Source organism: Thermococcus celericrescens (assembly GCF_001484195.1).
Classification (GTDB): Archaea; Methanobacteriota_B; Thermococci; order Thermococcales; family Thermococcaceae; genus Thermococcus; species Thermococcus celericrescens.
The window spans coordinates 1-22,780 of sequence record NZ_LLYW01000041.1 but is presented as its reverse complement, the minus strand read 5'-3'; the positions used below and the strand labels follow the sequence as shown (position 1 = coordinate 22,780).

General features: G+C 54.2%; 23 protein-coding genes. 9 read left to right on the top strand and 14 right to left on the bottom strand.

The features are described from left to right. Positions 1 to 31 precede the first annotated feature (31 nt). From guaB to nadC, 5 genes are all read left to right on the top strand, one after another. On the top strand, positions 32 to 1,492 hold the full coding sequence (gene guaB, locus APY94_RS11165; RefSeq protein WP_058939706.1) for an IMP dehydrogenase: 1,461 nt from the start codon (positions 32 to 34) through the stop codon (positions 1,490 to 1,492). Between the two features lie 62 nt (positions 1,493 to 1,554). Beyond that, entirely contained in the window at positions 1,555 to 2,955 is a 1,401-nt protein-coding gene (locus APY94_RS11160; RefSeq protein ID WP_058939705.1) for an L-aspartate oxidase, read from the top strand. 61 nt (positions 2,956 to 3,016) lie between these two features. Beyond that, positions 3,017 to 3,925 carry a quinolinate synthase NadA gene (nadA, locus tag APY94_RS11155; protein ID WP_058939704.1) on the top strand — a complete coding sequence of 303 codons (909 nt, stop codon included), beginning with the start codon at positions 3,017 to 3,019 and terminating at the stop codon, positions 3,923 to 3,925. Positions 3,926 to 4,002: 77 nt separating this feature from the next. Next, positions 4,003 to 5,313: an ATP-binding protein gene (locus tag APY94_RS11150; RefSeq protein ID WP_058939703.1), complete on the top strand. Its 1,311-nt coding sequence runs from the start codon at positions 4,003 to 4,005 to the stop codon at positions 5,311 to 5,313. Further along, positions 5,300 to 6,133: a carboxylating nicotinate-nucleotide diphosphorylase gene (gene nadC / locus APY94_RS11145; protein WP_058939702.1), complete on the top strand. Its 834-nt coding sequence runs from the start codon at positions 5,300 to 5,302 to the stop codon at positions 6,131 to 6,133. The genes APY94_RS11150 and nadC overlap by 14 nt, the downstream gene beginning before the upstream one ends. 18 nt (positions 6,134 to 6,151) lie before the next feature. Here nadC and APY94_RS11140 read toward each other — a convergent pair whose 3' ends face one another. The 6 genes from APY94_RS11140 to APY94_RS11115 form a co-directional block, all read right to left on the bottom strand. Continuing rightward, positions 6,152 to 6,634: a hypothetical protein gene (locus APY94_RS11140; protein WP_058939701.1), complete on the bottom strand. Its 483-nt coding sequence runs from the start codon at positions 6,632 to 6,634 to the stop codon at positions 6,152 to 6,154. After that, positions 6,622 to 7,209, bottom strand: a complete 588-nt coding sequence (locus APY94_RS11135) for a hypothetical protein (protein ID WP_157065536.1) — start codon at positions 7,207 to 7,209, stop codon at positions 6,622 to 6,624. Before APY94_RS11135 ends, APY94_RS11140 begins: the two co-directional genes overlap by 13 nt. 78 nt (positions 7,210 to 7,287) lie before the next feature. Further along, complete coding sequence (locus APY94_RS11130; protein WP_058939699.1) at positions 7,288 to 7,758, bottom strand: hypothetical protein; 471 nt, start codon at positions 7,756 to 7,758, stop codon at positions 7,288 to 7,290. A gap of 2 nt (positions 7,759 to 7,760) precedes the next feature. Further along, complete coding sequence (locus APY94_RS11125; RefSeq protein WP_157065535.1) at positions 7,761 to 8,000, bottom strand: hypothetical protein; 240 nt, start codon at positions 7,998 to 8,000, stop codon at positions 7,761 to 7,763. Then, on the bottom strand, positions 7,957 to 8,301 hold the full coding sequence (locus APY94_RS11120) for a hypothetical protein (protein ID WP_058939697.1): 345 nt from the start codon (positions 8,299 to 8,301) through the stop codon (positions 7,957 to 7,959). The genes APY94_RS11125 and APY94_RS11120 overlap by 44 nt, the downstream gene beginning before the upstream one ends. 87 nt (positions 8,302 to 8,388) lie before the next feature. Beyond that, positions 8,389 to 8,607 carry a hypothetical protein gene (locus tag APY94_RS11115; protein ID WP_058939696.1) on the bottom strand — a complete coding sequence of 73 codons (219 nt, stop codon included), beginning with the start codon at positions 8,605 to 8,607 and terminating at the stop codon, positions 8,389 to 8,391. Between the two features lie 255 nt (positions 8,608 to 8,862). Here APY94_RS11115 and pdxS point away from each other — a divergent pair, with 255 nt between their 5' ends. Then, positions 8,863 to 9,870 (top strand): pyridoxal 5'-phosphate synthase lyase subunit PdxS, encoded by a 1,008-nt coding sequence (gene pdxS, locus APY94_RS11110; protein WP_058939695.1) that lies wholly within the window; start codon positions 8,863 to 8,865, stop codon positions 9,868 to 9,870. A 37-nt stretch (positions 9,871 to 9,907) separates the two neighbouring features. Next, positions 9,908 to 10,501 (top strand): pyridoxal 5'-phosphate synthase glutaminase subunit PdxT, encoded by a 594-nt coding sequence (gene pdxT, locus APY94_RS11105; protein WP_058939694.1) that lies wholly within the window; start codon positions 9,908 to 9,910, stop codon positions 10,499 to 10,501. On the opposite strand, the gene APY94_RS11100 is transcribed toward pdxT, so the two are convergent. Next, complete coding sequence (locus APY94_RS11100; RefSeq protein WP_058939693.1) at positions 10,471 to 11,457, bottom strand: CGP-CTERM sorting domain-containing protein; 987 nt, start codon at positions 11,455 to 11,457, stop codon at positions 10,471 to 10,473. The two genes, pdxT and APY94_RS11100, sit on opposite strands and share 31 nt — an antisense overlap. Before the next feature lie 640 nt (positions 11,458 to 12,097). Here APY94_RS11100 and fdhF point away from each other — a divergent pair. After that, complete coding sequence (fdhF, locus tag APY94_RS11095; RefSeq protein WP_058939692.1) at positions 12,098 to 14,119, top strand: formate dehydrogenase subunit alpha; 2,022 nt, start codon at positions 12,098 to 12,100, stop codon at positions 14,117 to 14,119. On the opposite strand, the gene purF is transcribed toward fdhF, so the two are convergent. After that, complete coding sequence (purF, locus tag APY94_RS11090) at positions 14,082 to 15,416, bottom strand: amidophosphoribosyltransferase (protein WP_058939691.1); 1,335 nt, start codon at positions 15,414 to 15,416, stop codon at positions 14,082 to 14,084. The two genes, fdhF and purF, sit on opposite strands and share 38 nt — an antisense overlap. A 162-nt stretch (positions 15,417 to 15,578) precedes the next feature. Here purF and purC point away from each other — a divergent pair, with 162 nt between their 5' ends. Continuing rightward, positions 15,579 to 16,274, top strand: coding sequence for a phosphoribosylaminoimidazolesuccinocarboxamide synthase (gene purC, locus APY94_RS11085; protein WP_083500654.1), 696 nt, complete (start codon positions 15,579 to 15,581; stop codon positions 16,272 to 16,274). Here purC and APY94_RS11080 read toward each other — a convergent pair. The 6 genes from APY94_RS11080 to APY94_RS11060 form a co-directional block, all read right to left on the bottom strand. Beyond that, positions 16,247 to 18,853: an ATP-dependent helicase gene (locus tag APY94_RS11080; protein ID WP_058939689.1), complete on the bottom strand. Its 2,607-nt coding sequence runs from the start codon at positions 18,851 to 18,853 to the stop codon at positions 16,247 to 16,249. The genes purC and APY94_RS11080 overlap by 28 nt on opposite strands. Before the next feature lie 46 nt (positions 18,854 to 18,899). Continuing rightward, positions 18,900 to 19,589, bottom strand: coding sequence for a metallophosphoesterase (locus APY94_RS11075; protein WP_058939688.1), 690 nt, complete (start codon positions 19,587 to 19,589; stop codon positions 18,900 to 18,902). A gap of 22 nt (positions 19,590 to 19,611) precedes the next feature. Next, positions 19,612 to 19,779: a hypothetical protein gene (locus APY94_RS13415; RefSeq protein ID WP_169791817.1), complete on the bottom strand. Its 168-nt coding sequence runs from the start codon at positions 19,777 to 19,779 to the stop codon at positions 19,612 to 19,614. Between the two features lie 30 nt (positions 19,780 to 19,809). Continuing rightward, entirely contained in the window at positions 19,810 to 20,811 is a 1,002-nt protein-coding gene (purM, locus tag APY94_RS11070; RefSeq protein ID WP_058939687.1) for a phosphoribosylformylglycinamidine cyclo-ligase, read from the bottom strand. A 96-nt stretch (positions 20,812 to 20,907) separates the two neighbouring features. Continuing rightward, positions 20,908 to 21,924 carry a hypothetical protein gene (locus tag APY94_RS11065; protein WP_058939686.1) on the bottom strand — a complete coding sequence of 339 codons (1,017 nt, stop codon included), beginning with the start codon at positions 21,922 to 21,924 and terminating at the stop codon, positions 20,908 to 20,910. Continuing rightward, a partial coding sequence (locus tag APY94_RS11060) for a DUF4855 domain-containing protein (RefSeq protein WP_058939685.1) occupies positions 21,908 to 22,780 on the bottom strand: 873 nt, incomplete at its 5' end. The genes APY94_RS11065 and APY94_RS11060, both read right to left, overlap by 17 nt.

Sequence of the window (22,780 nt, the reverse complement as noted above, 5' to 3'; positions counted from 1 at the left end):
ACGTTAAAAAGGATGTGGAGGCGCGAGAAAAATGGGAAAATTTGAACACAAACTTGTTAATGCTATTAAGGGATACACCTTTGACGACGTTCTTCTGATACCGCAGGCGACCGAAGTCGAGCCCAGGGACGTTGACGTCTCGACTCGGATAACGCCGAACGTGAAGCTTAACATACCGATTCTCAGCGCGGCTATGGACACCGTTACCGAGTGGAAGATGGCCGTTGCGATGGCCAGGGAGGGCGGCCTGGGAGTCCTCCACAGGAACATGAGCGTTGCGGAGCAGGCCGAGATGGTCAGAAAGGTCAAGTGCGCCGAGCGCTTCATAGTCGAGGACGTCATCACCATAGGCCCCGATGAAACCCTCGACTACGCGCTCTTCCTCATGGAGAGAAACGACATCGACGGCCTTCCGGTCGTTGGTGAGGACGGCAGAATAGTCGGCATCGTTACCAAGAAGGACATAGCGGCCAAGGAGGGCAGCCTCGTCAGGGAGGTCATGACGGGCGAGGTCATAACCGTTGGCGAGGACGTCTCGGTCGAGGAAGCCCTTGAGACGATGGTGGCCAACCGGATAGCCCGCCTCCCGGTGGTCGATGAGAACGGCCGCCTCGTGGGAATAATCACGATGAGCGACCTCATGATGAGGAAGAAGTACAGGAACGCCGTTCGGGACGAGAACGGAGACCTGCTCGTTGCCGCAGCGGTGGGTCCCTTCGATATCGAGCGCGCCAAGGCCCTCGACAGGGCAGGCGCCGATGTAATCGTCGTTGACACAGCTCACGCCCACAACCTCAAGGCCATAAGGGCTATGAAGGAGATACGAAAAGCCGTCGATGCCGATTTGATCGTTGGAAACATCGCTAACCCCAAAGCGGTTGACGACCTCACCTTCGCCGACGCCGTCAAGGTCGGAATAGGGCCCGGAAGCATATGTACAACGAGGGTCGTCGCTGGCGTTGGCGTCCCCCAGGTAACCGCCATAGCCCTCGTGGCGGACAGGGCCCAGGAGTACGGACTCCACGTCATAGCCGACGGCGGAATCCGCTACTCTGGCGACATAGTCAAAGCGATAGCAGCGGGAGCTGACGCGGTAATGCTAGGCTCCCTCTTGGCCGGAACGAAGGAGGCACCGGGCAAGGAGGTCGTCATCAACGGCAGGAGATACAAGCAGTACCGCGGCATGGGTTCCCTCGGTGCCATGATGAAGGGAGGAGCGGAGCGCTACTACCAGAAGGGCCACATGAAGACCAAGAAGTTCGTCCCGGAGGGAGTTGAGGGAGTCGTACCCTACAAAGGACCGGTCAGCGAGGTTCTCTATCAGCTCGTTGGAGGTCTCCGCTCAGGAATGGGCTACGTCGGAGCTTCAAGCATAGCCGAACTCAAGGAGAAGGGCGAGTTCGTGGTCATAACCCAGGCCGGCGTCAAGGAGAGCCACCCGCACGATATCTTCATCACCAACGAGGCGCCGAACTATCCGGTCGGGAAGTGATTCCCTCCCCTCTTTTTGAAAACCTTATAAGGCGTTTCTCCCAGTCCAGCCTGGGGAGAGCTATGACCAGCGTTGGAATCATCGGAAGCGGTGCCGCGGGATTAACGGCGGCCGTAGCCCTGGCGAGACGGGGCTTCGACGTGACGGTCATCGGTGGGGGAATAAAGGAGAGCAACTCCTACCTCGCTCAGGCAGGGATAGCGTTTCCCATTCTCGACGGCGATTCTCCCAGGGCTCACGTTCTCGACACGATCAAGGCCGGCAAGTATCTCAACGACGCGGAGGTCGTGTGGAGCGTTGTGTCCAAGGCGAGCGAGGCCTACGAGTTTCTCCTCTCGATAGGGCTGGAGTTTGAGGCCAACGAGACCGAGGGGGGACACTCCTTCCCGAGGGTATTCACGATTAAGAACGAGACCGGGAAGCACGTGACGAAGCTCCTACACCTCCGCGCCAAGGAGCTTGGGGTTCACTTCGTCAAAGGAGGAGTTGATGAGCTGGCCGTGAAGCGGGGGAAAGCCTACGGTGTTTTCCTTGAGGGCGAATTCCTGCGCTTTGACTCGATGGTCATAGCTTCCGGCGGTTTCTCTGGCCTTTTCAAGTTCACAGCGGGCTCGAAATCCAACACTGGCCTCCTCATTGGCGACGCGATAATGAAGGGTGCCCCAGCGAGGGACTTGGAGTTCGTCCAGTTCCATCCGACGGGTTACCTCGGAAGGAGCGGCGTTTTCCTGGTCAGTGAGGCCGTCCGCGGTGCCGGAGCAAAGCTGGTGACGGAAGACGGGGAGCGCTTCGTTAACGAACTCTCCACGAGGGACATCGTCGCAAGGGCGATATACAACCAGATGAAGGCCGGTAAGAGGGTCTTCCTTGACGCGACTGGCATAGAGGACTTCAAGAGGCGCTTCCCCCAGATATACGCCTTTCTGAGAAACGATGGGCTAGACCCGTCAAAGGACCTAATCCCCGTCTCCCCGATAGCTCACTACACGATGGGGGGAATAGCCGTTGACCTCTGGTACAGGACGGCAATCAAAAACCTCTACGCCGTTGGAGAGGCCATGAGCAACGGTTTTCACGGGGCGAACAGACTCGCCAGCAACTCCCTCCTTGAGTGCATCGTGAGCGGACTTGAGATGGCTAGGACAATCGCGAGGGATAAGCCGAGGCGGGGAGAGGTAAAGGAGCCGGCATATCACGGCTACGAGGCCGGGGACGTTGACTCGCTGAGGGAACTCCTGTGGAATCACGCCGGAATCGTTAGGAGCGCGAAGACCCTTAAAGAGGGCCTCAGGGAGCTTGAGGGAATCGAGGCAGATCCGAGGTTAAAGCTGCTCGCGAGGGGAGTCCTTGAGTGCGCACTCGCGAGGGAAGAAAGTCGGGGCGCTCACTACCGCGAGGACTTCCCGGTCATGAGAAAGGAATTCGAGAGACCGAGCTTCTTCGATGGGAGATGCAGGCTCTAACCAACGGTGTCCAAAATCATTTTAATCTCTTTCTTCTACTTTCCCCCAACGGGGTGAGACCATGAAGATGGAGGAGCTCGTGAGGGAAATTGAACGCCTGAAGGAAGAGCGCAGCGCTATAATAATGGCCCACAACTACCAGCTGCCTGAAATCCAGGATATAGCCGACTTCCTCGGTGACAGCCTTGAGCTCGCGAGGAAGGCAGTCAACGTTGATGCCGACGTCATAGTCTTCGCGGGAGTAGACTTCATGGCGGAAACAGCTAAAATCCTCAATCCCGAGAAGACCGTCCTGCTTCCGAGTAAAAGAGCCACCTGCGCCATGGCTAACATGCTGAAGGTCGAGCACATCCTCAAGGCCAAGGAGCAGTATCCTGATGCTCCGGTGGTTCTCTACGTAAACACCACCGCCGAGACGAAGGCCTACGCCGACGTAACGGTAACCTCTGCCAACGCGGTTAAAATAGTTGAAAAGCTCGATTCCGATGTCATAATCTTCGGGCCTGATAAGAACCTGGCGAGCTACGTCGCTAAACAGACTGGGAAGAAGGTCATCCCCGTTCCCGAGTACGGGCACTGCTACGTTCACAGGCAGTTCACCCTTGAGGACGTCGAGCGCGCGAGGAGGCTCTACCCCAACGCCAAGCTGATGGTTCACCCGGAGTGCGAGCCGGAAGTACAGGAAAAGGCGGACATAATAGTCTCCACTGGCGGGATGATAAGAAGGGCTAAAGAGTGGAACGAGTGGGTCGTCTTCACCGAGCACGAGATGGTTTACAGGCTCCAGAAACTCTATCCGGATATCAAGTTCCATCCAGCCAAAGAGGACGCCGTCTGCATAGGAATGAAGGCCATAACGCTTAACCACATATACGAGTCGCTCAGGGACATGAAGTACGAGGTCGAGGTGCCCAGGGAGATAGCGAAGAAAGCAAGAAGGGCGATAGAGAGAATGCTGGAGATGAGTTAAATCTGGAGGGAAAGATTCAGCAGTTTTTGTTAAGTATGGAGGGAAACTTTTTAAGGATTTTTACCTCTCTATTTAACATGAGCCGCGAGGAAACGATAGCCCAGATTGTGATGGACTATCTCAATCTCAACGTTGAAGGTGTCGAGCGTGAGCTGAGGGTTCCCGAGGACATCCGAGTAAACAAAGCAATAACAATAATCGGGCCGAGAAGGGCCGGGAAGACTTTCTACATCCTTCAAAAGTTTTCCAGACTGAGGAAGTCCGGTAAAGCGGCCGTCTTCTTCCCCCTCGACGATGACAGAATATACCCTCCAACGCCTGAGGATCTTTCAACCCTCGTGAAGGTGTTCTACGAGCTTTTCCCGGATGCCGAAGAGAAGTACCTTTTTCTCGATGAGGTTCAGAACGTCCCCAACTGGGAGCTTTTCGTTAAGCGCGTCATGGAACGCGATGGATTCAGGGTTTACTTAACCGGCTCCTCTTCAAAACTTCTCAGCAGGGAGATAGCGACGGCCCTTCGGGGAAGAACTTTAACGTTCGAGATGCTACCCTTCAGCTTCCGGGAGTTCCTTAGAGCGAAGGGGATTGAGGTGGCCAGGTATCTCTCGACGAGAGAGGAAGCTCTTCTCAAGGCTCTTCTGAGGGAATACTTGGAGTTCGGCGGCTTTCCAGAGGTTGTTCTTATCGAGGATAGGTACCTAAAGCGGAAAACGCTTTCAGAGTATGTGGATGTAATGCTGTACCGTGACGTTGTTGAAAGGCACGGGGTAAAGAATCTAAAAGCCGTGAGGCTGTTCCTGAAGCTTCTCATAACGTCCTTTGCCAAGGAGTTCTCGGTGAACCGGACGGCCAGGTACATGAAGGGCATTGGCGTGGAGGTCAGCAAGAACACCCTCTACAGCTACTTCGACTACTTTGAAGAAGCTTACGTGATCTTCCAGCTCAAGAAATTTTCCTACAACCTGAGGGAGGTTGAGAAGAGCCTTCCCAAGGTTTACGTCGTTGATACGGGTTTGATAAACGCTTACTCACTTCGCTTCGGGGAGACCCTCGGCAGGCTCATCGAGAACGCCGTTTTCCTTGAACTTAAGAGGCGTGAAAAGGAGCTTTACTACTTCAAGGACGAGCGCGGGAGAGAGGTTGATTTCCTCGTGAAGGAGGGGAAGGATATCCCCGAGCTCATACAGGTAAGCTATTCACTTGAAACCCCCGAAACGTTCGAAAGAGAGACCTCGGCACTGCTGGGTGCCTCGGAGGAACTCGGCTGCGAAAACCTAACGATAATAAACTGGGACAGAGATGAGGTTATTGAGGTTGGAGGGAAAAAGATCAGGCTCATCCCACTATGGAAGTTCCTGCTTGGAGGTGAAGGTGATGATGCACATTAGTTATCTCCTGCGCTTCATCGAGGAAGACGCGCCCTTCGGCGACGTCACGAGCGAGGCGGTGATCCCCGAGGGGATGGAGGCAAGGGCCGTCATAATCGCGAAGGGGGACGGTGTCATAGCCGGCGTTGAGGAGGCGAAGGCACTCTTCGAGCACTTCGGGGTTGATGTTGGGGTCAGAAAGCGGGATGGCGAGTCCGTTAAGAAGGGAGATATTATCCTCGAGCTTGAGGGCAACGCAAGGGCAATTCTCCTCGTCGAGAGGACGGCACTCAACGTTATGGGCAGGATGAGTGGCATAGCGACCGAGGTCAGGAAACTGGTCGAGAAGGTTAAAGCCGTAAACCCGAAGGTCCGCGTTGCTGGAACGAGGAAGACCCTCCTCAAGCCGATAGACAAGAGGGCCATACTCATCGGCGGCGGCGAGCCCCACCGCTTTTCCCTCGGTGACGCGGTACTCATAAAGGACAACCACCTGTCTCTCGTCCCTCTGGAAGAAGCTATAAGGCGCGCCAAGGCCTTCAGCCTTTACAAGGTCGTCGAGGTTGAGGTCGAGAGCCTTGAAGATGCTCTCAAAGCTGCAAAAGCCGGGGCGGACGTGGTGATGCTTGACAACATGACCCCTGAGGAAATATCCGAGACCCTGGAGGCTCTAAGGCGTGAGGGTCTTCGCGATAGGGTGAAAATCGAGGTCTCCGGTGGGATAACCCCGGAGAACATCGAGGAGTATGCCAAGCTCGACATCGACGTCATAAGCCTCGGCTACCTCACACACTCCGTTAAGAACTTCGACGTCAGCCTTGAGATAATTGGAAATCTTTGAGTAGGCGGAGCCAAGTTTTCATTCCTCCTCTTTTATGAGCCTTGATGCTTCCCTTAGCATCCGCCAGTAGGTCTCGGGAAGGTACCCATAGAACCTCACGTTCTTCAGCTCTATCCACCTCGCCTCCCCACTGAAGCACTCCTGGAACCTTAGGTTTCCGCACTCGAACACCCCACAGTCTCCCTCAATCTTCCTGAAGCGCCCGATTAGGCGATATGTTGAAGACCCAAACTTTCGAACCTTCGGCTCTTCCAGAATTAAGGGTTTCTCCGTATCTGCAGGTCCAACGACCTCTGAGTAAAGCGGGTCAATTACCACATCAACGTACGAGTTCTCCCTTCCAACGAGCTTACGAACATCCCTTGAATCCGGGATAAACGCCACAATAGTCTTTCCCACCGGCTCCACGAGGAAAATGGCCTCTCCGGAGTGCACATACAGGTCATAATTATAGAAGGGACGAACCGAAAGCAGTTTAAGCCTACTGACTATGGGCTCCATATGGTTTCACCTCTTTTTGACCCCTCCGGGAGATACCCGTAGAACCTCACGCCTCGGACTTCAATCCACGCGCTCTTCACGACCTCCAGCTTTTCCGGCCACTCGTCCCATGACGGAACATCTATCCGGAGTTCTCCCCGATGGAAAACGCTCTTACCGTTCTCGACGTTCACATCCCCCGTGAGGGGGAACCTGAGATTCCCGCACTCAAAGACGCCCCACAGTGGAGTGAATATCTTAAAAACGCCGACCAGGCGGTAATGGGGGGCCGGAACTCCTGGGACTGGAGGTTCGAGGGCGATTGAAGGCTTTTCGGCATTAACAGGGCCTGAAGTCTCGAAGAAAGGGGGATTAATCTCAATCTCAACGTACCGGCCTTCCAGTTTTGAGAGTTTTTCAGCGTGCTCTCCAACTGGGATGAAGACGTTTATCGTAGTCTCCAGAGGTTCAACGAGGAACCCAGCTTCACCTGAGTGAATGGTCCCGTAATGATCCTTGAAGAGGGTGATGGAGAGCAGGCGAAGTCTGCTGAGCACAACCGGTACGGTGTAGATGATGGTGCTATCCAATGGCAAGAGGGGCACCTCCAAGTTGGCTTTCACCTGGGGTCTTAATGTTTTCCTGCGAACACCTGAACCGACGACCCAAACTCCTCACTGGTCTCCAGCTCTGGCCCTTCCCGAGGGTAGCATCTCAGCCCGAGCCACGAGGAGTTTCTTTCCCCTCGCGGAGACCCACTCCTTAGGCGGCAGTCCTTCAATCTTGAAGGGTATTCCCAGAACGTCCACCAGCGATTCTCCCGCGTTATAGCCCCTCACCGAATAAACGGCACCCTTGCCGGATAGGGAAACCTTGAATTCGTACTCCTCTTTCTCCAGTGCTTCGATGTCGGTGGCATCAAGGACAAAAACTGTGGAGAGTTCTTTTTTCTCACGATAGGCCCGCTCCACCAGTCCCTTGAACCCTTCTGGGATGAGGACATACGGGACAGGAATCCACGGGTTCCAGCCCCTAACCGTCTCCTTTTTGACCCGCCGCCCGTGGTCCCTCTTGACGAGAAAAACTGCCGATGCCCCATCGAAATATGCGACCCTTGCAACGGCATTCGGTACTCGGCCCGGCAACCTCAGTCCCCTCCCTTAACTGCCCTTGCATAAAACCATGGAAAAGACGCCATGAGGAAATCCCCAATCCCAATTTCCAGCCCCTTGAGCCTTCCGGGTGAAAGGTCCAGATACATCGGGATTCCCAGGGGACGGACTTCAAGTAACAACCTTTCCCCCGATTGGTGGATTGATGTGACATCTCCTTCGATTACGATTCTATGCTTTATAAAGCCCCTCATTTCCTTCCACTCGACTTTCATTTTCTCCCCCTTGTACCCTCTGATGGGGTAGTAGTATCGGTATTCGATTCTCCTCGTCTTCGCCCCATCCAATTTCATTATCTCCTCCGACCGCCGTTAAAATCAACTTCACGGACTTTCCGGTCTTGAATGAGCGGACGATGTCGGGGTGAAGTGACTCCTCGTGGTTTCTGATGTCCGGAAGGACTATCCCCTGGGGGATTGTTAGTAGTGCGAAGTGCTCGTCTAACAGACCCTGGAATTCCGGTAAGTCCAGGACATCAAGGTCCAAGACGATGCCTTCTATGGGAATGAGCCTCATTGGAATCCACCTACGGCATTGTTTAACATAAATTGGAGGAAAGAGGAAAAGGTTATTTTCTCCATCCGTACACGAGCTTTCCAAAGTTCAGGCCTTCTCGTATTCTTTTATGTTTGATGTTGGAATAGCCGTTGTTATGCTGCCATCCTTGTTAATTGAGACAATCAGATGCTTATCTTCTCCAAATTTCTTTGCGACCCTGTATTCCCACTTCCCATTTTTAATACCGTACCTCACGAAATCTGGGTCTTCTAATGTCTGCCTGATTAAGTTTATAATCTCATCACCCGTCTGTGTATAGAACACCTCATCAAACTGGGATGCATGTTTCTGGAATATATGAATCTATCCAAATCCTTTGCCGGTTCTGAAGTTGTGGGTACCTTATTTAAGAACGGCGAAGTTTCTTATTGCATAATAAACAACCTACCAAGTACAATATTCCGTGACAGTTACGTCGTTAAATGCTCCAATATCATTCCCCGCCACCAAACCACAAGCCTTATATTCAAGTTTTTTCTTGAATAATATTGCAAGTCATAACTTGAAATGGTGATGGCAATGGGAAAGCTCCACGTTATAGAGGCCAAGGGCACGGACAGGCTGAAGCGCGGTTTTGCCAAGATGGTTAAGGGCGGAGTAATAATGGACGTCACAAACGCGGAGCAGGCCAGAATAGCCGAGGAAGCCGGTGCAGTTTCGGTCATGGCGCTCCACATGGTTCCCGCGGACATAAGAAAGGCCGGCGGCGTTGCCAGAATGGCGCCTGTTGAGAAGATCCAGGAGATAATGGACGCGGTGACCATTCCCGTCATGGCGAAGGTCAGGATCGGCCACGTGGCCGAGGCCAGAATTCTTGAGGCTTTAGGCGTCGACATGATAGACGAGAGCGAGGTTCTGACCCCGGCGGATCCGTATTTCCACATAGACAAGAGGGAATTCAGTGTTCCATTCGTCTGCGGCGCCAGAAACCTCGGCGAGGCCGTGAGGAGGATATGGGAAGGCTCGGCCATGATAAGGACCAAGGGTGAAGCCGGAACCGGCAACATAGTTGAAGCCGTCAGGCACGTCCGCCTCGTCGCCGACAACATACGGCTCCTCCGGAGGATGACGGACGAGCAGGTCTATATAATAGCCGAGAAGTTCGCCGAACCCTATCTAAGGCTGGCCGCCAACATAAGGGACATCAGCGGTGTTCCCAAGCAGATACTCGAAAACGAGCCCCTTTACAGCCACTACACCTACGGCGAGATAGTCGAAGGGCTCTACAAGATTCTCCTGGAGATAAAGAAGCTCGGCCGCCTTCCGGTTGTCAACTTCGCCGCCGGAGGAGTTGCAACTCCCGCAGATGCAGCGCTCATGATGCAGATGGGAATGGATGGCGTCTTCGTCGGCTCGGGAATCTTCAAGAGCTCTAACCCTGAGAGGATGGCGAGGGCAATAGTTGAGGCCGTCAACCACTGGGACGAACCCGATGTCTTGGCCGAGATAAGCAGGGAAATCGGCGAGCCGATGCGCGGCAGGGACATCGAGGAACTGGAGGTTCGCCTTGAGGAGAGGGGCGTCTAATCTCTTTTCTTTGTCTTTTTCCGTCGAGGTGGTGAGAATGGTCAAGGTGGGTGTTATAGGCCTTCAGGGCGACGTCAGCGAGCACATCGAGGCCAGCAAAAAGGCCCTAGAAAACCTCGGCGTCACCGGGGAGGTGGTCTGGCTCAGGAAGCCGGAGCAGCTGGAGGGAATTTCCGCAATCATAATCCCCGGAGGGGAAAGCACAACGATATCGAGGCTCATGGTCAAGAACGGCCTCCTCGAGCCGGTCAGGAAACTCGGCGAGGACGGTCTGCCGATAATGGGCACTTGCGCGGGATTGATAATGCTCTCCAAGGAGATCATCGGGGCAACCCCGGAGCAGAGGTTCCTTGAGCTGCTTGACGTCAAGGTCAACAGAAACGCCTACGGCAGACAGGTGGACAGCTTCGAGGCTCCAATAAAGCTTGCCTTCAGCGACGAGCCTTTCCCCGGAGTCTTCATCCGTGCCCCGAGAATAGTTAAACTCCTGAACGATAAAGTTAAGCCGATAGCGTGGCTTGGAGACAGAGTCGTTGGCGTTGAGGCCGGCAACATCATCGGCCTTGAGTTCCACCCGGAGCTAACGGAGGACACAAGGGTTCACGAATACTTCCTGGAGAAGGCCCTGTAAAGGGGAATCAACGCCAGAAGCAGGAAAATTGCAGGGCCGCATATTCCGGAGCTTTCGTTTTTCACTCCATTTTCATTGGATGCCTCGCCGCAAACAACATCCGAAGCGAAGCCGGACCCTTCCCAGAATTCTTGGAGCTGGAAAACCTTGAGCCCTTCCCCATTGTTTGAGTAGTAGAACAGGCGAAGGTCTTTCCTCTCCACGGGCGAGCCGTTGACATGGTAATCATAGGGGTAGTATAATATAACTCCATCTTCCACGATTGCCGAGGCAAAGCCTTTAATGTCTCCCTCAACCCTCAACGAGGAAACAACCTTATCAACGACGTTTATCGGAACGAGAACAACGGCACTACCGTTGGAGGCGTATCCGTTTCCATAAACGTAGAAGCTCCCCATCGGAACGCCGTGCTCTATTGCGTAGTAAACCGGTGTCTTCTCAGGAAAACCCGAAAAGTTCGCCGGCTCCACGCTTTCTCCTATCAGGAACTTCTTGGCTTCCACTCTGCTTCCGTTCTGGAACTCAATTGAAAATGCTTTTTTTCTGTAATACACAACAACGCGCGAGAGTCCCCCCGGAGGAACGACAACGGAAGTCCCGCCTATTAACCAGCACTTCCCATCCCTGACGCGGTAGGCCTCGACCCCACGCGTGCTGTTTTCTGGAACGTAAAACTCCCTGAGAAATATCCACGAGCCGTTGTCAGGGATAATGTAGGCTCCGTCGTTCACAGCACTTGCATTATCGCAGAAAAGGCAGGTGCGGTAAAAGGGCTGAAGGGTCCCGTTGATAAAATGGTAGAAGTCTGCCCCGAGTTCCCCGTTTTCGCCGGCCCACCAGTGCACGACGAACGCATCGTCCTTCCCCGGAATCACAACGAGGTTAGCCGAGGCATAGGGAATTACAGAGAGAACAGAAAGAGATATCAGGAAAAACAAAAGTGCCTTTCTTACCATTCAAAGCACACCTCTCTAACTTTGTCTATAACTCTAATATCTGTACTGAAATAATAAGCTCTAGGAGAGATAATGTTAGGGTATTGTTTACCCACTGTTATCTGACCTCCTCCCGGCCGTGAACGGCGGGGGTTCGGCTTAACCCCCTCGCCAGTGACGGGGAGGTTTACGGGCGCTCATCCACCTACTCCCGTCGCCGGTTTCAGCTTGGCCCGAGGGGACGGTCTTGCCCCCGTTACCCCTACCACCAGAGCGGATTGGGGTTATCACTCAAGGCCACTCCCGGGTTTCAAACCTCTCGAAGGCCCTTTGAAAGGACGCTTAACAGCGTCAACCACTCCAAGGCGGAGTGGTAACGTGAAACCCCTCGTCCCATCGGGTTGTTCTTAAGCGGCCCCTCCGAGGCCTTACTACACTGCAGAGTTTAAAAGGGTTTCGGTGGTTTAAGGGTCATTGGGGTTTTACTGCACCCCTGCCCTAAAGAGCAAGGCTTTCAAGAGAAAAGTGTAATCACTGGAGAAATTTTTCTATCTAACTTTATAAATTTTTTCCTAGTAATCTGAAATATTTTAACAAATTTTCATTAATTTTCGCCAGAAAGCTTTTTATTTTTGCTGTCTATTTGTTTATAGGTGGTATGATGAAGGAGCCCAAGACGGTCGTGTGTCCCTACTGCGGCTTTGGCTGCAGGCTTCTCGTTGATCCCAAGACGATGAGGGTTAAACCTCATAGAGGCGAGCCGAACCGGGGCAAGCTCTGCCCCAAGGGGCTTCACGCGACGGAGTTCGTTCTTTCCGGGGACAGGCTCAAGCGCCCCCTTAAGCGTGAGGGCTCTAGGATAAGGCCGATAAGCTGGGGGCAGGCCATCGAGGAGATAGCAGGTAAACTCCTCGAAATCCGCGAACTGTATGGGGCGGATGCAGTGGCATTCATAGCCTCCTCCAAGGTCAGCAACGAGGAGAACTACCTCCTCCAGAAGATCGCGAGACTCTTCGGCACCAACAACATAGACAACTGTGCTCGCCTATGCCACGAGGCGAGCGTTCACGCCCTCAAGATGACCGTTGGGGCGGGAGCACAGACCAATCCGTACGAAGACCTAGAGAGATTCGGGGTTATACTCATCTGGGGCTACAATCCCGCCGAGACCCATCCCGTTGTCATGGACTACATCCTAAAGGCCAAGAGGAACGGGGCGAAGGTAATCGTTGTTGACGTCAGGGAAACCAGAACGATGGCCTTCGCGGACTACAGCCTCGTTATCCGCCCGGGGACGGACATAGCCCTCGCAAACGCCATGATGAATGTCATAATCCTGGAGGAGCTCTACGACGAGGAGTTCATAAAGACCAGAACCTTTGGCTTTTCAGAGGTCAGGATGGCGGTGAGAAAGTACACGCCGGAGTACGCGGAGAAGGTAACCGGAATTCCGGCTGAAACGATCAGAGAAGTTGCGAGAACCTTTGCCCTCGCGGGAAGCGGCGCGATAATGTGGGGCATGGGGCTGACACAGCACGTTTCAGGCGTTGAGAACGTTATGGCCGTTATAGACCTAGCCCTGCTCCTCGGCTACATCGGCGAAAAAGGCGGCCTCTACCCGATGCGCGGTCAGAACAACGTTCAGGGCGCGGCATACATGGGAGCGCTGAGTGAGTTCCTGCCGGGCTACGTCCCGCTGACCGACGAGAGGTTCAGGAAGCGGGTGGCGAAGATATGGGGCGTGGAGGACCTTCCAACGGAGCGCGGGCTCTACCTCACGGAGCTCTGGGAGGCAATAGAGAGCAACGATATTAAAGCGCTCTACATAGTTGGGGAAAACCCGGCCGTCAGCGAGGCGGACTTCATCCGGGTGAGAAATGCCCTCAGAAGGCTCGATCTCCTCGTCGTCCAGGATATTTTCATGACGAGAACTGCGCGCTATGCCCACTACGTTCTGCCGGCTTCGGCCTTCTGCGAGAAGGAAGGCTCGTACATGAACAGTGAGAGGAGGATTCAGTGGAGCCACAAGGTCTGCGAGCCGATGGGTGATTCGAAGCCCGACTGGGAAATACTGACCATGCTCGGCAAGGCCCTCGGTTTGCCTGGGTTCAACTATTCGAGCGTTGAAGAGATCACCGCAGAGTACTTCCGCCTCTTCCCTTTGCTGGAGGAGAGGAGCGTCGACGAGCTGAATGTTGGGGATGGGATATTCCTTCCGAAGAAGAGGCTCCACACCTGGGAGTTCGCAACCCCCGACGGAAAGGCCAGGTTCATCGCGGTGGAGCAGGTGCAGCCCTGGGAGAGGCCGGACTATGAGTATCCCTTCATCCTCACCACCATCAGGCTGATAAGCCACTACAACACCGGCGAAATGACGCTGCGCAGTCCCTCGCTCGTCAGACTGATGGGAGAGCCCAGGGTGCTGATAAACAGGAGCGACGCGGAGAGGCTTGGAATCCACGACGGAGACTGGGTCGAGATCGAGACGAGGCGCGGGAAGATTAGAATGAGGGCCAAGCTTGGCCGGATTCCCTCAGGCGTCGTTGCGGTTCCCTTCCACTTCAAGGCGAACAAAATAACGAGCCCTGCCCTGAACAAAGCCGGAACGCCGGAGCTCAAGTTCTCCGCGGCGAGGCTGAGAAAGCTCAGAAGCGAAAAGCCCACTCGGGATACTCACCGGTAAGGCATGCTAAGCAGAGGTCTCTCCTCCCAACGGCTTTTTTCAGCCCTTCGACGCTGAGGTACGCCAGGCTGTCCGCTCCTATGGATTCCCTCACCTTCTCAACGCTTCCAAATGCCGCTATGAGTTCGTGTCTCGTCGGAATGTCCACCCCCATGTAGCACGGGTACCTTATCGGCGGGGAGGCTATCCTGACGTGAACCTCCCTCGCGCCGGCCTTTCTGAGCATGGCGACGATGCGCTTCATAGTAGTCCCCCTGACGATTGAGTCATCGACCAGCACGACGCTCTTCCCCTCTATTACCTCCCTCACCGGCGAGAGCTTGAGCTTAACCTTCAGCTCGCGGTAGAACTGCCCGGGGGTTATGAACGTCCGCCCTATGTAGCGGTTCTTTATGAGTCCCTCCGAGTAAGGAATACCGCTGATCCGGGAGAAGCCAAGAGCCGCCGCCCTTCCCGAATCCGGCACGGCTATGACAACGTCTCCGTCGGCCGGGCTCTCTCTGGCCAGCTCCTGCCCCATCCTGACCCTCGCGAGGTATACGTTTACACCGTCTATCGTGCTGTCCGGGCGGGCGAAGTAGATGTACTCAAAGACGCAGCCGTGGCGTTTTTCCGTGGCAAGGATGCGGTTTTCAATTTCATCCTCCGAGAGAAGAAAGACCTCTCCTGGCTTGACGTCCCTCACCTCCTCCACGAAGAGCCTCAACGCGGAATCCTCCGAGGCGAAATAGTGACCGTCCCCGACCCCGTAGCTGAGCGGCCTGAAGCCGACAGGGTCCCTAGCCACGAGTATCTCCCCGTCGAAGAGAAAAGCCACGGAGTAGGCTCCCTTCACCTCGCTGAAAACTTCCCGCATAGCCTCGAACTCGTCTCCAGTCTCGCGAAGGTGCCAGAGAAAAGAAATCCCCAGCAGCTCGGAATCTACCGAGTGCCTGAACTTAACTCCCAGCCGTTTGTAGTGCCTCCTGAGGGGAAGGAAATTCGTGAGAGTCCCGTTGTGGGCAACGGCTATCCTTTTCCCGCAACAGCCGGTCTCAAGTGGCTGGGTTTCGGTGGGGGAGCCGGAGGTCGAGTATCTAACGTGGGCTATTGCCATCTTGGATTTCAGCTTCGCTATCTCGCCGTTCCTGAAGACCTCCGAAACGAGCCCCCGCCCTGCTGCCGTTTTTATCCTGTGCTTCCAGACGCTTATCCCCGCGCTCTCCTGCCCCCTGTGCTGCAGTGCTATCAGCGCGTAGTAGGCTTTTTTCGGAGCATTCTCGGCAACCGCTGCAAAGACGCCGCACTTCTCCCTCATGAGGAACCCCGCCAATTTTTTGACTTTAACATGTCAATAAGTATAAACCCTGACGCCGTACTTTAGCCTTTTTGTGTTTAAAAGCTTTGCCCATTGATTGACATTCACATGCTAAAATAAGCCTTAAATACTGAAATATTTTACACAAAAATGGTGAAGTCCATGCAGGTTTATGAAGGTAAGGCCAAGAAGGTTATCCCTCTCGACGATGGAAAGGCCATTATGGAGTTCAAGGACGATGCCACGGCCTTCGATGGTAAAAAGAGGGGTCAATTTAAGGGCAAGGGATGGCTCAATGCACAGATTAGCGCGGTTCTTTTCAAAGTCCTTGAGGAGAAGGGCGTTAAGACGCACTTCATAGGCATCGCGGGTGACAACAGGCTCATCGTTGAGAGGCTCAGGATGTACCCCGTTGAGGTCGTGGTTAGAAACGTCGTTGCCGGAAGTTTGAAGAGGCGCCTTCCCCTCGAGGAAGGAACCGAGCTGCCGGAGCCGATAGTCGAGCTTTACTACAAGGACGACAGCCTCGGCGATCCTATGATAAACCACCACCACGCTAGGGTTCTCGGGGTAAGCGAGAGCGAGATAAGGGAGATGGAGCGCATAGCCCTCAAGGTGAACGAGGTCCTCAGGGAGTACTTTGCCGAGCGCGGGATAATCCTGGTCGACTTCAAGCTGGAGTTCGGAAAGAACGAGAGGGGCGAGATAATCCTCGGCGACGAGATAAGCCCGGACACCTGCCGCTTCTGGGATGCCAAGACGAAGAAGAGCCTCGACAAGGACGTCTTCCGCTTCGACAAGGGCGACCTGATAAACGCCTACGAGGAGCTCTACGAGCGCTTGGCCGGCACTTCCTGAGCTTCCTCCATCATAGCCATTATTTTTCTGTGGAGCTTTTTGATCAGCTCCCTTCTGTCCTCCATCAGAACCACGTCGCTCGAGCCTATCGCCTCCAGGTTGAAGGCGAAGGGACTCGGAACGCTGTGCCTCCTGAATTCCACCTTTATTCTACCCTCCCTGACCCAGCTCAGGAAGAGCTCCGCGCTCTCAACGTCCATCTTGTCCTCCATAATCTCGCGGTAGACCTCCTTCAGGAGCGGGAAGTCGGGATGGTTCTCCTTGAGGGCTCTGAGGAGGGAAACCGCCATCACCTGCTGCCTGCCGAGTCTCTTGCTCCTGCCCACGTAGCGCCTGAGGATTAGAAGCCCGCGGTTGGCCACGTGCCTAAAGCGCCTCTTCAGCAGCTCGGTGTTGTCCAAAGCCCTCTTGAGGGTCTCCCTTAGGTCCTCGACCTCGAAAAGCTCCATTACCTCCTCTTCACTCAGCTCGACCTCCGGCGGGAGTAGCAGGGCGAAGCCGTTGTCGTTTATTGCTACTCCGACGTTGCAGTTCTTCCCCTTGCTCACGAGGTAGGCGAAGGCCCTGCTGAGTGCATCGTTAGCGCGCCTCCCGATGAGGGTGTGGAAGAAGTAGCGGTTTCTTTTATCCCCCGGAACGAACTCAACCAACACCGTCTCATCGTCCGGGATTACCGAATACCGCTCCTGCTCGCGGAAATAGGCTATGATGGCCCTCGCGGCCTTCTCATCTACCCCGTACTTCCTCACGAGCCTCATGACCGCGTCCCTTCTCTTCAACAGCCCCTTAATTTCCCGTCTGAACCTCTGGATGTCGAGGGCCAGGTCGAAGCTGAGCGGGAGCATCTCGGAGAACCACGCGGGAATGGTGGGCTTCGCTCCCTCGCGCGGAATCACGTATATCTTGTTTCCCCTGCTCTTGACGAACTCGTAGGTTCTTCCGGCCAGGACGAAGATGTCGCCGGGCATTAAGCGCTCTGCGAACTCTTCCTCGACAGTTCCGATCATCTGCTTGTCCATGGTGTGAACCCTGATCTTGGCTTCATCTGGAATCGTGCCGACGTTCATGTAGTAAATCGCCCTCGTCATCTTTCCGCGCCGCCCAAAACGTCCGTCCTCAAGCCATATCTTGGCGTACACCTTCTTCTCTTCTAAACCCGCGTATTCGCCGGCGAGGTACCTCAAAACACTCATGAAGTCCTCAAAAGGCAGGTTCCTGAAAGGATAAGCGCGCCTCACGAGGCTGTAGGCTTCTTCAACTTCCCAAACTTTGTTGAGGGCCATTCCGAGGAGGTGCTGGACGAGGACATCGAGCGGGTTCTCGGGGATTCTAACCCTGTCGAGCCTCCGGTTCCTTGCGTTGTGCGCCAAAACCGTAACCTCGACCAAATCGTCCCTGTCGAGGGCCAAAATCACACCCTTGCTGACCTCGTGGAGCCTGTGGCCGGCCCTCCCAATCCTCTGCAACGCGCGGTTCACGCTCTTCGGCGAACCGATGAGGACGACGAGGTCAATCGTTCCAATGTCAATCCCGAGTTCGAGGCTGGTCGAGGTCACAACAGCCTTCAGCTCGCCCCTCTTAAGCTTCTCCTCGACGTCCAAACGGACCTCTCGCGAGAGGCTCGAATGGTGAGCCTCTATCAGGCCCTCAAACTCCGGAAAGCGCCTCTTGAGGTTGAAGGCTACCCTCTCGGCGCCGCTCCTCGTGTTGGTGAATATGAGAGTGGTCCTGTGCTCCCTAATCAGCTCGGCCAGACGGTTGTAGAGGGCCTCGCTCAGCGCTCCAGCGGGGGTGTAAATCAAATCCTCAACGACGCTCTCGACTTTTATTTCAGTCTGCTTTGCAAAGCTCACATCTACAATCAGTCCGGGCCTCGGCTTCCCGTTTTCAAAGCCGAAGACAAACTTGGCAACCTCCTCAAGCGGGTGTATGGTGGCGCTCAGGCCTATCCTCACGAACCTCTCTTCGGCCATCTCCTGGAGCCTCTCAACGCTCAGAGCAAGATGAGAACCGCGCTTGTTCTCGGCCAGGGCGTGAACCTCGTCTATAATGAGGTACCTGACTGTCTTTAACCTCTCGCGGAACTTTGGGGCGTTCAGGGCTATCGCGAGGCTCTCGGGGGTGGTTATGAGTATGTGGGGCGGCTTCCTCACCATCTTGCTCTTCTCGTAGCTCGAGGTGTCGCTCGTCCTTATGCCGATCCTTATCTCGGGAATTTCGTAACCCAGTTCCTCGGCGACCCCCTTTATCTCCACCAGGGGTCCCTCGAGGTTGCGCTTTATGTCGTTGTTTAAAGCCCTCAACGGGGAGACGTAGAGGACGTAGATTTTATCCTCGAGCCTTCCCTCCTTGCCGAGGAGGATGAGCTCGTTTATCGCTGAGAGAAAAGCGGAGAGTGTTTTCCCCGAGCCCGTCGGCGATGAGATGAGGACGTTCTCCCCCTTGTGAATCTCGATAACCGCGTAGCGCTGGGGCGGGGTGAAGGTTCCAAACTTCCGCTTAAACCACTCCCTAACAGGCTCGTTCAGGATTGAGAATATCTCCCCATCGCTGTATTTTCTCCCGGCCCATCGTATCATAGTTGGAACTCTCCGGGTTTGATTAAAAACTTTTTGCTTCCTAAATTCAAACCGAACCGAGCCCCTTGAGGATTTCGGTAAGCCTGCTCAGCTCCCCGAAATCCAGGAACTCCCCCTCGACGGGCACCAGCACGCGCAGCTTTGAGCTGTCGAACTTCCTGAGGAACGGCGAGACTATCTCCCTCGTCACGTCGTTGCCGTAGGCCCAGGGACTGAAAGCGGGCAGGACGATAAGCCTCTCGCCCCACAGAAAAGCAGGTACCTTCACGCTCGCCCCGACCTCGTCCCTCAGCCTTATCGCGGGGTGTTCGTGGCCGATTATGAACCGCTCTCCTTCCTCCAGCCTGTGGCCGTGAACCAGAGTCCATCCTCCGACTTCTAATCTGTCCGCGATTTCAACTCCTCTCTCCCTCAGCCACAGTATTCCTGGGTCGTGGTTTCCCCTGACCACTGTTATCTCACCGACTTCGCCCTCGAGGGCGTCGAAGAATCTTCCCAGCTCCTCCCGCTCCATCCTGAACGGGACGAAAGAGTGCTTTAAATCCCCGTTGATGATGAGCCTCTTCGGCCTTTCCCTCCTCACAACTGCCTGAACTTCCTGGATAAGCCTGTCGAGGAGGTTGGGAACGTAGTTGCCCTCCCTGGCCATGGACCTCTCGAAGCCTATGTGGAGGTCCGCTATTATCAGGTCTTTTCCCAGCAGGACCGCTTTCTCGGGAACGGGCCTCGGCTTCATGGTATCTGGAACGGGTCGGGGCTTAAAACGCTTGCCGTTCGGACTCGTAAGTTACCCAGACGGTGTAGCAGCCCTTTTCGTCTTCCTCTATCACTATTTTCCTCAGCCGGATTCCATATTCGCTTACGGCCTTTTCCACCAGATCCGGCAGGTTCTCAAGGAATGCCTTCTTCTTTACGGTGAGCTCCATGCGACCACCGAGAAAAGTTGGGGGCGGGGCTTAAAGCCTTACCCCGTAGTTCTTCACAACTATCCCTGGTTTCTCCGTGACGGTTCCAAGCTCAAAAGCCTCAAACTGCCTGCCGAGGATTTCCAGGGCTTCCTCCCTCTCTTCCGCCGGCACTATCGCTATCATGCCAACGCCCATGTTGAAAACGCGGAACATCTCCCCCAGCGGAACGCCGTTTTCGTGGATTAGCCTGAATATTCCCTCGATTGGGGGCATCTCAATGGAGAAGCCGTAGTTCGTTAGGCGCTTCAGGTTGGTCAGGCCCCCACCGGTTATATGAGCCAGTCCATGAACTTCGACGCTCTCAATCAGCTCAAGAACAGCTTTCACATAAATCCTCGTCGGCTCCAAAAGCCACTCCCAGAGCTTTCTCCCCTCGTATTCGTAGTCGAGGCCGTATTTGGGGATGAGGAGCTTTCTAGCCAGCGTAAGACCGTTGGAGTGTATCCCCGAGCTGGCAATTCCGATGACGGTGTCGCCGGGCCTTATCTTTTCCCCTGTTATAACTTTCCCCTTCTCCACGACGCCGATGGCCGTTCCGGCCAAGTCGAAGCCGTTTATCAGGTCGGGCATCACCGCGGTTTCTCCCCCGACTATCGCTATCCCCGCCTCCTTCGCCCCCTCGTAGAGTCCCCTGGCTATCTCATCGAACACCCTCTCGTCGGGCTCCCTGACGGCGAGATAGTCAACGAGCGCCACCGGTTCGGCCCCAACGCAGAGCAGGTCGTTCACGTTCATCGCTATCATGTCTATCCCTATGGTGTCGAACTTTCCAACGGCTTCGGCCACGAGCACCTTGGTTCCGACTCCATCCGTCGTCATGGCGAGGTAGAATTCGCCAAAATCCATCAACGCCGCGTAGTGGCCTATTCCACTCGGCTCGCCGGTTTTTCCCTTCCTGAACTTGAAGGTCTCTTTCGCAAGCCCTATGATTCCTCTGAGGGCCCTTGCAGTTTTCTCGTCATCGACTCCCGCCTGAGCGTAGGTCAGCATGAGCATCACCGGTGAGAGTTCCATCGAAGGCTTAAAAACTTTGTCATGTTTATGCTTAAAAAATAGCCTAAAGGCCTAAAAATTAACAATTTAATGTTAATTTCGGTGCCTCTTCAGCAGGAGACCCGTCGTGGTGGCTAGAATTATGAACGCAGGCCCGCAGATGGTTTTTTTGGTTTCCTCGGTTGAAGGTTTAGTCGCGTTTATGAGGGATAGAGTTTTATTTTCTCTTGTACTGGGCGGTGTTTTTGTTATGTTGATCATATTTGAAGAGGTGATATTAGTCCTACCGGTCGTGTTCTCTGGTGTGGCAATCGCCGATTTGCAGACCGTTACGTTGACGATTTTAACATCGCCCGGGAACCAGTAGCCTGGAACGGGAGTGTTCGGCGGGACGAAGTCGTCCCTTGTAACGTTCATGTTAAGGTAAACGAGGGTGATGTTCTTCACGTGGCCCTCCTTTTTGAGGATGAAGTAAATCGGAAAAACGCTCAAATTGACGACCTCGGTCGGTCTGGGAGACCACTTCAATGCTTTTCTGCTCATCGTGACCCACACGTCGCTCACGTTCGCGTAGTCCCATTTTTGAAAGCTCGGGGACTGAAGCACTATTCTCCAGCCGTTTATCTCGTCGCTGATTTTTCCCCTTGGGAGCTTAAGCCAGCTAACATTGACCGGCTCAATGCATAAGTTTTTTGGATTGAAGAGGTAGATGCCATGGACATGAGTCATCGGAGGGTAGAACGTGAGGTCCAGGTACCAGCTTCCGTTTATGAAGCGCGCGCCGTTAAGAGACTGGTCAAGGAGAGTGCTATAGTTTGGGTAAAGGGCTCTGAACGCAGGCGTGAAGTTGAGAATGTAGAGCTGGGAGTCATTGAAGTAGAAGAGATGTTCCTCTCCCCCAAGAACCTCCCCGGTGGTTGCGTTGGCGCAGTTGATTCCCGAGAGGGGAGGACAGTATGGTTCATAAGTGAGAATGAGGAGGGGAATAAAAGCGTCGCTTCCGTTGGAGATGACGGAGTACCGAACGTTATAGACGTCTGAAACCACCGCTTTGGAAAAGAGAGTGAGGAAGAGGAACAGGATGACGATGGTTTTAAACGTACGGTTCATTGAGTTCCCTCCGGCAACGTTCTTGGAGTGCGTCTATCACTTTGAGGTCAGTGCTGAAGTAGTAAGCCAGGTCAGATGGTTTCCATCCGGTGTCGTGCAGTGCTCTCATGTAATTCAAGGCGTAGTTTATTGCTTTTTCATACTGGTGCTCCCTGCAGTTCTCATAGCAGGTTTTGAGGTTGCGGTCGCACGCCATGTTTTCGGGACATTTGCCTGAATACCCACACGGAATGCCCAGGACTGTCCTGTCCGCTTCCATCTCTATTGAGACCACTGTGTGGTAGTTTTGTTCCTTGATTTTCTCGGTAAGTTCTCCATGAATGAACTGAATTCTCTCGACAAGCTTATCGTACGAGTATGGAAACGTTTGTTTGGTGCCGTTGATCTCCTTTATACAATCGCTGTTCTGATAATAGTTTGGCTGAACAAAGACATAATCAAAGTAGCCTCCGATTTTGAGTATTCCGTCGAAGGCATCCTTACGCAAGTATGTCACATCCCTGTTCCCAATCGTAGGAATCCAAATCAGCTCCTGTCCGTGGTTGTGAACGTAGTTGGACATCTTTTGAATGAATTCCACAGACACACCGGCGGCATCATTGGGAGTTGCCTGAAGGCAACTCTCGTAGCTCCAGTAGAAGCCGAGCCTGTTGCTGTCAACGACACTAAGGACACCGTCAATCCAGTCCTTCCAGTAGGAATTATTGAATCCCTTGGACGGGTTATCCCTCGGTTTTTTACTCCCGTACTTGTAGAACGGAATCGGCACGTAGTAATTCATACTGCCTACCCTTGATGAGAGCCACAAAGCCATGCGAAGCCCATCATCATAACCGTTTCCAGTGTAATTGATTCC